Here is a 12504-nt window from a genome sequence, read left to right as displayed (position 1 = left end):
CGATCTAGGGTCGAAGCATGAGCTCGACCAGAACCCGGATCATCGCCGTCGCACTGGCGGCGGTGGCGACCGTGATCGCGCTGGTCGTCATCGTCAGCGTGCTCCGCCACCCGCCGATCGAGCCTCGCAGCGACAGCGGCCTTCCGGTCGAGGCGGTGACCCCGGAGGAGATCTCGCTCGACGTCACCGTGCGCAGCGACGGCACGCTCGCGGTCTCCCAGCTGCTCGTCTTCGACACCCCGGTCGGAAGCGAGAGGCCAGTGAGGTGGGCGATCGGCGGCATCGGCATCGGGTGGATCGACCGCGACCGCGACGCACAGTATGCGGTTCTGCCGCGCGTGAGCCAGGTGAGCGCCCAGGACGTGAGCAGTCCCTCCGCCGAGGCGGTCGACCTGACCGTGGTCCGGGACGCCCACGTCGAGGACCTCTTCCACGACGACGTCGTCTTCACCATCGCGCCGCCGGATCGTGGGCGCTGGTCGTCCGGACGTCATGCCGTGACGGTCGACTATGTCCTCGCGGATGTGTTCGTCGCGGTGGAGGGGCGCAATCTGTTCGTGATGCCGCTGCGATTTCCGCATGGGCCCGAGGACGCGCGCAGCTATCGGTCGCTGACCGTCCCTGCCGGTGCGGCCGTCGAATGTCTTCCCAGCAATGTCACGTTCGCCCCTGATGCTTCCTGTCAGGGACTGCGGGAGCCCGACGTCGAATCGGATCCCTCGGTTCTGCGCTGGACCGACGATCCGTTCACGAGAATCGATGCGGTCGCCTTCGCCGCACCCGGTGACGTCACGGCTGCGCCCCTCGTCGTCGACCGCCACCCGTCATGATGGTCGGGATGAGGTGGGCCCAGGCACTCGCCGGGCTCCACGCCGTTCTCGGCCTCGGCGTCGTCCTGATTGCGGCCGGTTCTGGAACCGCGGTCGTCGCGGCGCCGAACCCGGTGCGGTCGAACACGGCGACGCATACGGTGAGCATTCATGCCGACGGGAGCTACCGGGTGTCTATGGAGCAGACCGTTGACATGGCCTTCTCGACCCGCATGACCCTCGGCGGCACCATTCATGACGGCTTCCGGCTCCCGAACAGCGACGGGCCCATCCCTGACTATCTGAGGGCCGAGTATTCCGACCTCGAGGTGACGGTCGACGGCTCGCACCAGGACGCCGAGGTGGACCGAACCGAACATGCGGTCGAGATGGAGGTCGAGGAGGCGCTCGGCGAAGGCGAGCACACGGCGACGTTCGGCTACACCGTGACCGGGGCGAGCGCGATTGCGTCGGGAGGCCGGCCGACCGAGAGAACGGAACGGACTGGTGGCACGCAGAGGACTGCTGGCACAGAGCGGACTGCTGGCACGGAGCGGGCTGCTGTCACGGAGCGAGCTGCTGGCACGCAGCGGACTGCTGTCACAGAGCGGACTGCTGTCACAGAGCGGACTGCTGCGGCAGTCATCCATGTCCGGCCGCTGCGCAGCGGCGATGTCACCGTCCGGTCGGCGGTTCCGGTTGATTCGGTGGGCTGCGTGACCATTCCTCCGGACGTCACACCGTGCGGAAGGAAGGACGCCGGCGGATGGACCGTCGAGCAGGACGAATTCGGCACTGCCGGGGATCTGCGCATCGTCCTCTCCGCAGATCCCCGTTCCACCGCCTCGGTGACGGTTCAGTAGGGACGGGGATCCCCCGGATTCCCACGGGGATCGTGAGGCTCCTCGCCGGGTCCCTGGGAGCGGGGATCACGCGGGGCCTCAGGGCTGCCGGCAGCGGGACCATCGGCGCGACCGGGACCATCAGCGCGACCGGGACCATCGGTGCGACCCGGTCCATCGGTGTGGCTGGGACCATCGGTGCCGACGGCACGATCGGCGGCGTCGCGCGCCTTCTGGATCCGGTCGCGGTGCTTGCCCTTGGTCAGGGAATCAGCCGCACCCGCGGCTTTGTCGAGGAACGAGTCGCTGACCCTCTCGGCCTTGTCCGACTTGAGCTTCTCCCGGACCTTCGGATCGTTGGCGAGGTTCTTGGCTTTGTTGAGGAACTTGTCGAATGACATCGTCGACCCTTCATCGGTGGTGACTCGGACCTTCGAAGTCTATTCGCCGAGGCTGTGTCGGCGCTGGTGGGAGCGTGGCAGTCAGTTGAGCGAGGAGTCCAGGCGCAGCACGGTCTCGAGCAGGACGGAGATCCCGGGCACGATGGCGCTGAGCTCGGTGAACTCCTCCGGGCAGTGGCTGCGGCCGTCATGCGAGGGGACGAAGATCATGCCGGTCTGCGTCTTCGCGGCGATGATTCCCGCGTCATGACCGGCCCCGGAGAACATCGTCGCACGGGAGAATCCGAGGTCGTCGGCCACCCCGGCGACGGTGGAGGTGATCGGTTCGTCCAGGGGGACCGGGGCATCGTCGGTCGTCCACTCCATCTCCACGCTCACACCGCGCTTGGCCGCCTGCTGCGCGGCCGCCTCGGTGAGGCGGCGTTCGGCCTCCTGCAGCCAGGACCCGTCAGGACCGCGGAACTCGCCCTCGACGACTGCGCGGGCGGTGACGACGTTGACGGCCTCCGGGGTGAAGGCGATCTGACCGGACGTGCCGCGGGTGCTGGTTCCCGACTCCGCGATGGCCTCGACGGCCAGGACCGTGCCCGCTGCCGCACACCCGGCGTCGGCGCGGACGTCCATCGGAGTGGTTCCGGCGTGATCCTGCCTGCCGGTGAACAGGGCGCGGAAGTGATTGATGCCGGTGATCGTCTCCACGACCCCGATCTGCCGGTCCATCCGCTCGAGCTCGGGGCCCTGCTCGATGTGGAGTTCGAGGAACGCGCTGACCTTCGAGAAGTCGTACTGCGCGCGCAGGAACGCCTCCGGATCGATCCCGGAATCGGGCAGCGCCGACGCCAGAGTGCGGCCGTGGATGTCGGTTGCCGCCAGGGTCGAGCGGTCGACCCGGCCTGTCATCGCCCGGGAACCGACGCAGAAGAAGCCGAAATCGTTGGGCTCCTCGTTGAAGAACACGACCACGACCAGGTCGTGATCGAGCCGGATGTCGTTCTCGCGCAGCAGCCTGACCACTTCGATGGCGCCGAGGACGCCGGTGATCCCGTCGTAGCGGCCGCCGCCGTCGACCGTGTCGGTGTGTGAGCCGAGCATGATCTCCCTGCCGCCGAGGCGACCTGGTAGGACTCCGATGACGTTCCCGGCGCCGTCGATGCGCGTGGTCAGCCCTGCCTGGTCCATCAGTGAGCGGGCGTAGCGGCGGCCGACGACGTCGACCTCGCTGAGCGCCCGGCGCGTCCATCCCGGCTGGTCGCTGTCGACGAGGGTCGACAGTTCTCTGAGTTCGGATTCGAAGCGGTCGGCTGCCGGCGTGATCGTGCTCATCGTCGAGTCCTTCTTCGGTGGGGCGGTCGAGGTCAGGCGCCCAGGCCGCCCGAGAGTCGGGCGTGGAACTGCTCAGTGTAGGCGTTCATTCCGATGAGTTCCACTGTCTTCCCGTACTGTTCGTACTTCGTCACGATGGCATCGAGCGCTGCCACCGTCGAGGCGTCCCAGACATGGGACTGCGTCATGTCGACGACGACGCGGTCGGGGTCGTGTGAGTATTCGAACTGGGTGGTGAGGTCATTGCTCGAGGCGAAGAAGAGCTCACCGGTGACGGTGTAGTGGACGGTCGCCTCGTCGTCGCTGAGCGTGCGGACGACCGTGACGAAGTGGGCGACCCGGCGGACGAAGAGGACGCTGGCGACGAAGACGCCGACGACGACGCCGATGGCGAGATTGTGGGTGGCGACGACCACGGCGACCGTGGCGAGCATGACGAAGGTCTCGCTCTTGGGCATCATCTTCAGCGTCGATGGCATGATCGAATGCCAGTCGAAGGTGCCGACGGAGACCATGATCATGACGGCGACCAGCGCCGCCATCGGGATGATGCCGACGAGGTCGCCGAGGACCACGACGAGGATGAGCAGGAAGGTGCCGGCGAGGAACGTCGAGATCCGGGTGCGGGCGCCGGAGGCTTTGACGTTGATCATGGTCTGACCGATCATCGCGCAGCCGCCCATGCCGCCGAACAGTCCCGAGGCGACGTTGGCCACGCCCTGGCCCCAGCTCTCACGGGTCTTGTCCGAACGGGTGTCGGTGACGTCGTCGACGAGTTTCGCCGTCATCAGTGACTCCATCAGGCCGACGAGAGCCATCGCCAGGGCGTAGGGGGCGATGGTCGTGAACGTCTCCCAGGTCAGCGGAACCTGCGGGATGAAGAGCTCGGGCAGGCTGCGCGGCAGTTCGCCCTGGTCGGCGACGGTGGGGACGCTGACCGCGAAGGTCACGACCACAGCGGTGACGATGAGGATGGCGATCAGGGGTGCGGGAACGACCTTCGTGATCTTGGGCATGAGCACCATGACGACGAGGCCTGCCGCGACCAAGGGGTAGACCAGCCACGGAACGCCGATCAGCTGGGGCAGCTGGGCGGAGAAGATGAGAATGGCCAAGGCGTTGACGAACCCGACCATGACGCTGCGGGGGATGAAGCGCATGAGCTTGGCGACGCCGCAGACGGCCAGCAGGATCTGGAGCACTCCGGCGAGCAGGACGGTGGCGACGAAGTAGTCGAATCCGTGCTCGCGGGCGACGGGGGCGATGACGAGGGCGACGGCCCCGGTCGCTGCTGTGATCATCGCGGGCCGCCCGCCGACGAAGGCGATGGTGACCGCCATGACGAACGAGGAGAAGAGCCCCACCTTCGGGTCCACGCCGGCGATGATCGAGAACGAGATCGCCTCGGGGATCAGGGCGAGAGCCACCACCAGACCGGCGAGAACCTCACGGGTGAGGATGCGCGGGGACTTCAGCGCAGTGAGCACCGATGGTTCCGGCCGGTAGCGGGTCTTGTCGTCGATGATCGGAGCTGACATCGGTCTCCTCGAATTCGTGGCGGTGTGAGGCCTGATCCAGTTCCAGCGCAGGGCAATGGCGATCAGAGTGCATTCGGTCGAACAGACGGCACGGTGACCAACTTTAACGTAACGGTAGAGTTGAGGCGAGTCGACTAAGTTGGCACTGTCAGCGTCCGTGGGCCGAGAAGCGTCGCCGGCGCTTGCAGAACCGGTTCGCCGATCGAATGGCAGGACCGGACGATGAGAGGGAGGGCGGTCATGCCGGACGAGGAGACGATGCACATCGGGGAGCTCGCCGACCGGACCGGGTTGTCACTGCGCACGATCCGCCACTACGACGAGATCAACCTCCTCACACCGTCCGGCCGCTCGGACGGCGGATTCCGACTGTACACGGAGGGCGACTTCGAACGTCTGATGCTCATCCGGCGGATGAAGCCGCTGGGCTATTCGCTCGAGCAGATGGGCGACCTGCTGCGGGCGATCGATTCGGCCGGGGCGAATGATGAGGCCTCCGCCGACACCCGGCGAATGCTCGAGGACTTCCAGCGGGACGCACTCGAACGCCGGGAGAAGCTGGCCCAGCGACTCGACATGGCCGATGAGTTCCTCGGCCTCCTCGCCGACCGGCTGCGCTAGGGGCGCGATCAGCTCAGCTTGACCCCTGAGCCGCGGAGGTTGACCCGCAGTCCGTCGTCCTCGACGGAGATCTCGGTCAGTTCGAGTCCTGCGGGCAGGAAGCCGAGGTCGATCGTGATATCGGAGATCGCCGAGGTGAGGAAGCCGGGGAGTGAATCGAGGTCGATCTCCGTCGTGCCGAGTCGGATCGACGTGGCCTCGACCGTCACCTGCCTCGACTGTGCCTGCGGATCGATGCCGACCACGAGCGCCTGACCCAGCAGAGACCCGTCGAGGTAGAGCCGGCCGTCGACGACGGAGAAACTCGTTCCCTGCGGCAGAGAAGCATGCTCGGACGCGAGGGACTCGATCGTCGACAGCGGGATGAGCGCATTCGCGTCGATGGTGCCGACCGGTCGGGAGGAGTCGACGGGAACGTCGTAGAGGTGGGCGTCGACATCGGCGAACTCCACGCCTTCGTACTCCGCTTGGTTCGCGCGAACATGGACCGTGCCGAGGCGACCGGCCGCCAACTGGTTGAGGATCGGAAATCCCTCGACCGAGACATCAGCGTCCGCATAGGGTTCGAGTCCCTTCGCGATCTTCTGCTCCGTGGCGTAGTCGACGATGCGATCGGCGGCGATGAGGCCGAAGACAAGGGTGAGGACGACGATGACTGCAGAGACGATGAGTCGTGTGCGGCGCGACCTCCGCTTCGGTTCCGGGTCGTTCGCGTAGCTCAAGGTGTGTGCAGCGCTCATGTTCCCATTCTCGCAGGCAGCATTGGGGACTCCCTATCCAGGTCGTGGCTGCGGCCAGTAGATTGAAGACATGACCTCCCAGCGCACGCAGAACATCAGGACCCTGTCGGGCCGGCTCAACTCCTTCCACTCCGCCGTCTACTTCTCGGACGCGGTGGGAGAGGCGTACGCCCGCCTCGGCTTCGACAAGCGGATGACAGGCAACATCGGCGCCCGCTGTGCGCCGATGGGACGGGTCGGCGCCGGAGTCGTCAACGCGACTTTCTACAACTATTCGCCCTCGTTCATCTCCTCGGTCGTGCCCGGGATCTGGGAGACCGCGAGACCCGAGGCGCTGATCCGGGCCCGATTCGACGGTGTCTCGGCCCACCTCCAGGGCCTGTTCGGCGACCGCGACGACATTGCGCTGCTCACCGAGGCCGCGCGAGAACTGACCACAGCTTTGCGACCGCTGATCTCGGCCATGGACTTCTCCGGCCGGGCGCTCGCCGCAGCCACCGCCGAGGTGATGGCCGCCCATGAGCCCCGCACCGACTTCGAACAGCTGTGGGATCTGGCGACCGTGGCTCGGGAGTTCCGCGGTGACGGGCACGTGGCCTCCCTCGTCACCGCAGGCGTCCCGGGAATCGAGGCTCTGCTGCTCGACGTCGCCACCGGCGCTTCATTCAAGCCGCGGGCCGCGCAGAAGACGCGCGGCTACACGGACGAGGAGTGGCAGGCAGCGCAGGGCCGGCTCGCCGAGGCGGGACTGATCACGATCGGCACCGACGAGCGCGGCTTCGATCTGCCCGCCATCACCGAGGCCGGGCGTGAGCTCAAGGAGCAGGTCGAACAGCTCACGGATGCGACCGTGCGAGCGGCGTGGGACGCGCTCAGCGATGAGCAGATCGAGAGCCTGCTGTCGCCCAGCCGGACTCTGACCAAAGTACTCAGCAACTCGGGCGTGTTCCCGACCAAGGTCTTCGCCCGGCAGCCCCGGAAGAGGAGCTGAGCGCTCCTACTGCTGGAAGGAGGCGACCACCTCGGCGGCGATGGACTTCGCCTGCTCCGAGGTCGGTCCCTCGGCGGAGAACACGGCCCGTCGGTAGTACTTGAGTTCGACGATCGAATCGAGGATGTCGCCCAGGGCGCGGTGACCGCCGTGCTTCTCCGGCGCCTGGAAGTAGGCGCGGGGGAACCACTGCTTGCTCAGCTCCTTGATCGACGACACGTCGATGATGCGGTAGTGGAGGTGGTCGATGAGCTCGGGCATCTGCTTGTTGAGGAAGACCTTGTCCGTCCCCACGGAATTGCCCGCGAGGGGAGCCTTCCCCGAATCGGGCACGTGTTTGCGGATGTAGTCGAGGACCAGTTCCTGCGCCTCGGCGAGCGACGCGCCGGCCTCGAGCTCGGTGATCAGCCCCGAGGCGGTGTGCATCTCGGTGACGAATTCGCTCATCTGCTCGAGCGCCTCGGGGGAGGGCTTGATGACGATGTCGACTCCGTCATCGAGCGGAGTGAGCTCGAAGTCGGTGACGATGGCCGCCACCTCGAGGAGCTCGTCCGCGGCCTCGTCGAGCCCGGTCATTTCGCAGTCGATCCACACAATTCTGTCGTTGCTCACCCACCCACCTTATGCCAGGAGCAGTGCGGGCCGACAGCCGGATGGCACAGCACGGCGGTTGTGCACGCTGACACAAGCTGAACGCTTCCGCAGAGGAAACACTGGTCAAGTGACTTAAACTTGGGGTGTTCGAAGTGGAAGCTTGGGACGACGGACGTTTCGTTGAGTAGAAGGGTGCACAGGTGCGCTACACACTTGCAGTGATACTCATGGTGGTGGGCCTCCTCGTCGGCGGCCTCGGAATTCTGCAGAAGACTCTGTGGGCGCCGGAGAAGACGATCACCGCCACGACCCAGATCGATGCCGAAGCACCGGCCGTCGTCATCGACCCCGGCATGCTCAACCTCTACCAGACCCCGGCCACCCTCACCGTCGAAGGCACGGGTGAGCTGACGATCGCTCAGGCCCCGATCGAGAACATCGACGCCTGGGTGGGCGATTCCGCCGCGGCTCGGGTCACCGGGCTGGCACCCGAGGGCGGGCTCACCGTCAAGAGCCAGGACGGCGAACCCTCGGTCCCCAATCCCAAAGGGGCCGACATCTGGGAGGCCGAAGTCAGCGGAACGGATTCCGCCACCCTCGAGTGGAGGGGCGAGGCGAACCGCACCGGCTTCGTCATCGCCGGCAGCGGAGAGCCCGGCCAGGTGAAGACCGTCACCCTGTCCTGGCCGAACCAGGCCGAGACCCCCTGGGCGATTCCGCTGATGATCGTCGGCGGCGCCATGTTCATCGGAGGACTCGTCATGCTATTCCTCAGCCGCAGGACCGCTCAGCAGGAGGCGAACCGCCGCAAGGCACGCCAGGAGCGGCGCAGGAAGCTCGCCGAATACGGCACCGCATTCGCCATCGTCCCGGTCCTGGCGCTCAGCGCCTGCGGACCCGAGGAGCTGCCGAAGCCCGAGCCCTCCGAGGCGCCGTCGTCGCCGATGGCAGGCGTCAGCGACGATCAGGCGCAGCGAATCCTCGACTCCGTCGCCGGAACCGTCAAGACCGCCGATGAGAAGACGGACAAAGGTCTGCTCGACCCTCGTGTCGCCGGACCCGCACTCAAGCAGCGGCAGACGTCCTATGACGTGAAGAAGAAGGTCGAGAAGCACGAACTCCCGCCGCCGGTCGCGAACCAGGAGATCCTCCTCAACTACACCGCGGCCACGAACTCCTGGCCCCGCATCACCAGCCTCGTGACCTCCAACGGTGAGAGCACCCAGCTGCTCGTCTTCAACCAGCAATCGCCGCGGGAGAACTACAAACTGTGGTCCCAGACCCGGCTGGTCCCCGGCACCGAACTGCCCGAGATCCCCGACGCCCGGCAGGGAGCGCCGTTGCTCGCCCCCGATGCGGACGGCTACGCGGCGACTCCGCAGAAGGTCGTCGACGACTACGCCAAGGCACTGGGCTCGGGTCAGGGCTCGAAGGAGGCGAAGGCCTTCGAAGCCGACGACTTCTCGAAGTCGATCTGGAAGAACCAGAAGGAGCAGAAGGAGAGCGCCGAGCGGGGCAAGGCGAAGGTGGAGTACAAGTACACGCCCGGCAAGGAACTCGTCGCGCAGGGAACGGCGGACGATGCGGCAGTCGTCACCGGAGTGATCGAAGCCCGGTCGACGATCACCCCCGAGTCCGAGGACGGCCGCACCGGCTCCCTGACTCTGCAGACTCCGCAGAAGGAGCTCGTCGGTGAGGACACGACGGAGAAGGCGGTGGAGACCACGACCTACCAGGTGCTGACATTCCTGGTTCCCAAGGAGGGGAAGGCGCGCCTGATCGGCGGACTCGAGACCCTCCAGGGCGCCAAGCTGAAGTAGCCGAGGTGACCGACCCGGGTGGACCCACCCGAGCGCCGGTACGATCTAAGCTGGAGTCAACGCCGATTGTTCTCAGGCTTTCAGACAGACTCATATGCAGCAAAGGAGACCTAAGTGTCTATGGACCCCTCGCAGGACGGGCAGCAGAGCCAGGGACTGGATCTGTCCGCCGTCCGCAGCAAGAACCTGCCGCAGCAACAGGCCGGACACTCTTCGGCGGGACCATCCGCAGCCGCCCATGAGCCCAACGGCGTGCCGCTGCCGTCCCTGGTCTTCGACGCCGACGAAGCCGGTTTCAACGATGTCGTCGCGATCTCCGAGCGGATCCCGGTCGTCATCGACCTGTGGGCCGAATGGTGCGGACCCTGCAAACAGCTCTCACCCATCATCGAGCGCGTCGTCGAATCGTTCGGGGGCCGGCTCGTCCTGGCCAAGGTCGACGTCGATGCGAACCCGCGCCTGCAGCAGGCCTTCGGGGTGCAGTCGATCCCGACGGTCGTCGCCATCGTCAAGGGCCAGCCCGTTCCCCTCTTCCAGGGAGCGCTGCCCGAACCGCAGGTCAAGGCGTACTTCGACGAGCTGCTCAAACTGGCCGCCGAGAACGGCGTCACCGGACACGCCGTCGTCGACGGGGCTGAACCCGAACCCGCCGGCCCGGCCCATCCGGAGGCCGAAGCAGCCCTGAGCCAAGGGGATTTCGACACCGCGGAGAAGCTGTTCAAGGCCGCTCTGGCCGAATCCCCGGCCGACGCCGAGGCGAAGGTGGGCGTGGCCAAGGCCGGTCTCGGCCGTCGCCTCGCCGGAGCCGACCCGTCCGCGCTGATCAGCGCAGCGGACGCGGATCCCAAAAGCCTTGACGCGGCGATGGCCGCGGCTGACGCCGAGATCGTCACGGGCAGCCCCGAACGCGCCTTCGACCGTCTGATCACGCTGATCCGGACGCGCGCGGGCGATGAGAAGGAGACCCTGAGGCTGCGAGTCCTCGAACTCTTCGAGATCCTCGGCGCCGACGATCCGGCGGTGACCAAAGCACGCACAGCACTGATGAGGGCATTGTTCTGATCCAGCTAATCCGCCTCTCCACAGCCATTCTGTTCGCGGTCGCCGCGGTGATCCTGGCAGTACTGGTCGGGTCCGCACTGTCCGTCGTCGGCACCGACGAGGTCAGCGAGACCGAGCCGTTCACCGTGAAGGACGGCGCCTTCGCAGTCACCCTCGACGAGGCGATCGTTCCCTACACGGGAACGGACGTCACCGTGGAGGCCACCAATGCGCAGGGCAAGGAGCTGTTCGTCGGCACCGCCAACGGAGTCGACGTCGACAGCTACCTCGACGGAGTGGCGCAGGAGCAGATCAGCAACGTGAAGTTCCCGAGCGACGTCCAGCACCGGTTCATCCCCGGTGAGCCGGCGCCGGCCGCCGCCATTGCCGATCAGGACTGGTGGCTGAGCCAGGACACAGGGACCGCGGTGTCGAAGACCTTCAACCTCGATGTCGAACCGCAGGTGCTCGTCGTTGCACCCGCGAACGCGGATGAGAACCTCGAGGGGACGACAGTGACGATGAAGATGCGGGTCGAAGGGGTCTTCGGCTGGTCGCTGATCGGAATCGCTCTCGCCATCATCCTCCTCGGCGCCGCACTCTTCTTCGGGCTGCGCTGGTGGAACGGGCGGATCCGGCCCCAGCGGAAGGACAGCGACAGCAGTCGTTCCTCGGGCGGTGCGAGCTCGGGTGCGAAGCCGGACGATGCGAGCCCGGCCGCGAAGCCTGCTGGTGCGGAGCGCTCCCCGGGTCGGTCCGGGACTGTGACCCCGGCATCACCTCGGCGCCGGGACGGGCAGAGGAAGCGGATGTTGCGCGTCGGGACGGCGATGACCCTGGGGTCGGGCCTGGCGCTGAGCGGCTGTGGTGTGCTGCCGATCGCGCAACCGGACAATCCGGACATCACCCCGTATGAGCGCACAGCGATCCGTCCCGGCGAGGCCGGGAAGTACATGACGGAGTACACCGAATCCCTCGACAAGATCCTCAAGGAGGGCGGCAACGGCCTCGAGAGCATCCAGGGCGCTCCGCTCATCGACCGCACCCGGGCCCAGATCCAGATCGCGGAGAAGGCGAAGCAGAAGCTCACAGCTCCCAACTTCACCGAGGTGGTCGCCGGCGGCCCCAGCTTCCAGGAATACCCGATGTGGTTCTACGCGTTCGGCACCACGAACGGGGACGACAAGATGACCCAGGTGCAGCTCGTCACCCGGGAATCTGCAGTCGCCAAGACGATCGTCAGGGCCGCTTCCTACATCCCGGCCGAGCAGGCTCCGACGCTGCTGGCCAATGGGCGCGGCGCGGTCGACACCGCACCGAAGGACTTCACGGATGCGATGGCGCCGTCGGCCGAGAAGGTGTCGGCGTACCTGGTCGACGGCAAGGCCGACAAGAGCCTCGGCGGTCTCGAGGAGGGCGGCTTCAAGTCGTTCCGCGACTACCTGGGGCAGCTGCGGGGCGAGGACTCCGGCTTCGACGAGGTGAACGCCAAGTGCCAGCCGTACTCCGAACTCGACTTCTCCTCGATGACGCTGAAGACCGAGAACGGCGCCATCGGAATGGGGGAGATCCGCTGCACTCTGACGATCAAGGTGCCCGATGACTATTCACTGGACCTCGGCGACACGATCGAAGCGGTGAAGACGAACGACAAGGACGGCAACACCGTCGAAGTCGACACCGCCCACCCCTATGTGCTCGTCAAGTCGGACGACTCTCTCAAGGCGATGGCGATCGACTGGGACGTGACGTCGTCGCGGGTGGTGTGATCGGCTCAGATGGGT

General features: G+C 66.5%; 12 protein-coding genes. 7 read left to right on the top strand and 5 right to left on the bottom strand.

Annotated elements, in window-relative coordinates:
- The first annotated feature begins 17 nt into the window (after positions 1-17).
- Positions 18-830, top strand: coding sequence for a hypothetical protein (locus tag RIT73_RS12355; protein ID WP_309132378.1), 813 nt, complete (start codon positions 18-20; stop codon positions 828-830).
- An 8-nt stretch (positions 831-838) separates the two neighbouring features.
- A complete protein-coding gene (locus RIT73_RS12350; RefSeq protein ID WP_309132377.1) occupies positions 839-1672 on the top strand; it encodes a hypothetical protein in 834 nt (277 codons plus the stop codon).
- On the opposite strand, the gene RIT73_RS12345 is transcribed toward RIT73_RS12350, so the two are convergent.
- The 3 genes from RIT73_RS12345 to RIT73_RS12335 form a co-directional block, all read right to left on the bottom strand.
- A complete protein-coding gene (locus RIT73_RS12345) occupies positions 1666-2052 on the bottom strand; it encodes an antitoxin (RefSeq protein WP_309132376.1) in 387 nt (128 codons plus the stop codon). The genes RIT73_RS12350 and RIT73_RS12345 overlap by 7 nt on opposite strands.
- 81 nt (positions 2053-2133) lie before the next feature.
- Positions 2134-3375 carry a Zn-dependent hydrolase gene (locus tag RIT73_RS12340; RefSeq protein WP_309132375.1) on the bottom strand — a complete coding sequence of 414 codons (1242 nt, stop codon included), beginning with the start codon at positions 3373-3375 and terminating at the stop codon, positions 2134-2136.
- Positions 3376-3407: 32 nt separating this feature from the next.
- Positions 3408-4913, bottom strand: a complete 1506-nt coding sequence (locus RIT73_RS12335; RefSeq protein WP_309132374.1) for a SulP family inorganic anion transporter — start codon at positions 4911-4913, stop codon at positions 3408-3410.
- Between the two features lie 240 nt (positions 4914-5153).
- Between RIT73_RS12335 and RIT73_RS12330 the strand changes: the two genes are divergently transcribed.
- Positions 5154-5534 (top strand): MerR family transcriptional regulator, encoded by a 381-nt coding sequence (locus RIT73_RS12330; RefSeq protein ID WP_309132373.1) that lies wholly within the window; start codon positions 5154-5156, stop codon positions 5532-5534.
- Positions 5535-5542: 8 nt separating this feature from the next.
- Here the strand turns inward: RIT73_RS12330 and RIT73_RS12325 are convergent, their stop codons facing one another.
- Positions 5543-6274: a DUF2993 domain-containing protein gene (locus RIT73_RS12325; RefSeq protein WP_309132372.1), complete on the bottom strand. Its 732-nt coding sequence runs from the start codon at positions 6272-6274 to the stop codon at positions 5543-5545.
- A gap of 70 nt (positions 6275-6344) precedes the next feature.
- On the opposite strand from RIT73_RS12325, the gene RIT73_RS12320 reads away from it, so the two are divergent.
- Entirely contained in the window at positions 6345-7265 is a 921-nt protein-coding gene (locus RIT73_RS12320) for a hypothetical protein (protein ID WP_309132371.1), read from the top strand.
- Between the two features lie 6 nt (positions 7266-7271).
- Here RIT73_RS12320 and orn read toward each other — a convergent pair whose 3' ends face one another.
- Positions 7272-7877, bottom strand: coding sequence for an oligoribonuclease (gene orn / locus RIT73_RS12315; RefSeq protein WP_309132370.1), 606 nt, complete (start codon positions 7875-7877; stop codon positions 7272-7274).
- A gap of 182 nt (positions 7878-8059) precedes the next feature.
- Between orn and RIT73_RS12310 the strand changes: the two genes are divergently transcribed.
- From RIT73_RS12310 to RIT73_RS12300, 3 genes are all read left to right on the top strand, one after another.
- The gene (locus RIT73_RS12310; protein WP_309132369.1) at positions 8060-9679 is read left to right on the top strand and encodes a hypothetical protein; all 1620 of its coding nucleotides are present in this window, start codon (positions 8060-8062) and stop codon (positions 9677-9679) included.
- 120 nt (positions 9680-9799) lie between these two features.
- The gene (locus tag RIT73_RS12305; RefSeq protein ID WP_309132438.1) at positions 9800-10741 is read left to right on the top strand and encodes a tetratricopeptide repeat protein; all 942 of its coding nucleotides are present in this window, start codon (positions 9800-9802) and stop codon (positions 10739-10741) included.
- A gap of 47 nt (positions 10742-10788) precedes the next feature.
- A complete protein-coding gene (locus tag RIT73_RS12300) occupies positions 10789-12489 on the top strand; it encodes a hypothetical protein (protein ID WP_309132368.1) in 1701 nt (566 codons plus the stop codon).
- The last annotated feature ends 15 nt before the right edge of the window (positions 12490-12504 follow it).

The organism is Brevibacterium sp. (genome assembly GCF_031179145.1).
GTDB lineage: Bacteria > Actinomycetota > Actinomycetes > Actinomycetales > Brevibacteriaceae > Brevibacterium.
The sequence above is the reverse complement of the archived record's forward strand: the minus strand, read 5'-3'. Positions and strand labels throughout refer to the sequence as shown.

What these genes read in the sequence shown, in the direction of transcription:
- RIT73_RS12330 (WP_309132373.1), top strand. Translation starts at nt 5,154, where the DNA reads ATGCCGGACGAGGAGACGATGCACATCGGGGAGCTCGCCGACCGGACC.
- RIT73_RS12320 (WP_309132371.1), top strand. Translation starts at nt 6,345, where the DNA reads ATGACCTCCCAGCGCACGCAGAACATCAGGACCCTGTCGGGCCGGCTC.
- RIT73_RS12340 (WP_309132375.1), bottom strand. Translation starts at nt 3,375, where the DNA reads ATGAGCACGATCACGCCGGCAGCCGACCGCTTCGAATCCGAACTCAGA.
- RIT73_RS12355 (WP_309132378.1), top strand. Translation starts at nt 18, where the DNA reads ATGAGCTCGACCAGAACCCGGATCATCGCCGTCGCACTGGCGGCGGTG.
- RIT73_RS12335 (WP_309132374.1), bottom strand. Translation starts at nt 4,913, where the DNA reads ATGTCAGCTCCGATCATCGACGACAAGACCCGCTACCGGCCGGAACCA.
- RIT73_RS12325 (WP_309132372.1), bottom strand. Translation starts at nt 6,274, where the DNA reads ATGAGCGCTGCACACACCTTGAGCTACGCGAACGACCCGGAACCGAAG.
- RIT73_RS12305 (WP_309132438.1), top strand. Translation starts at nt 9,800, where the DNA reads ATGGACCCCTCGCAGGACGGGCAGCAGAGCCAGGGACTGGATCTGTCC.
- RIT73_RS12345 (WP_309132376.1), bottom strand. Translation starts at nt 2,052, where the DNA reads ATGTCATTCGACAAGTTCCTCAACAAAGCCAAGAACCTCGCCAACGAT.
- RIT73_RS12350 (WP_309132377.1), top strand. Translation starts at nt 839, where the DNA reads ATGAGGTGGGCCCAGGCACTCGCCGGGCTCCACGCCGTTCTCGGCCTC.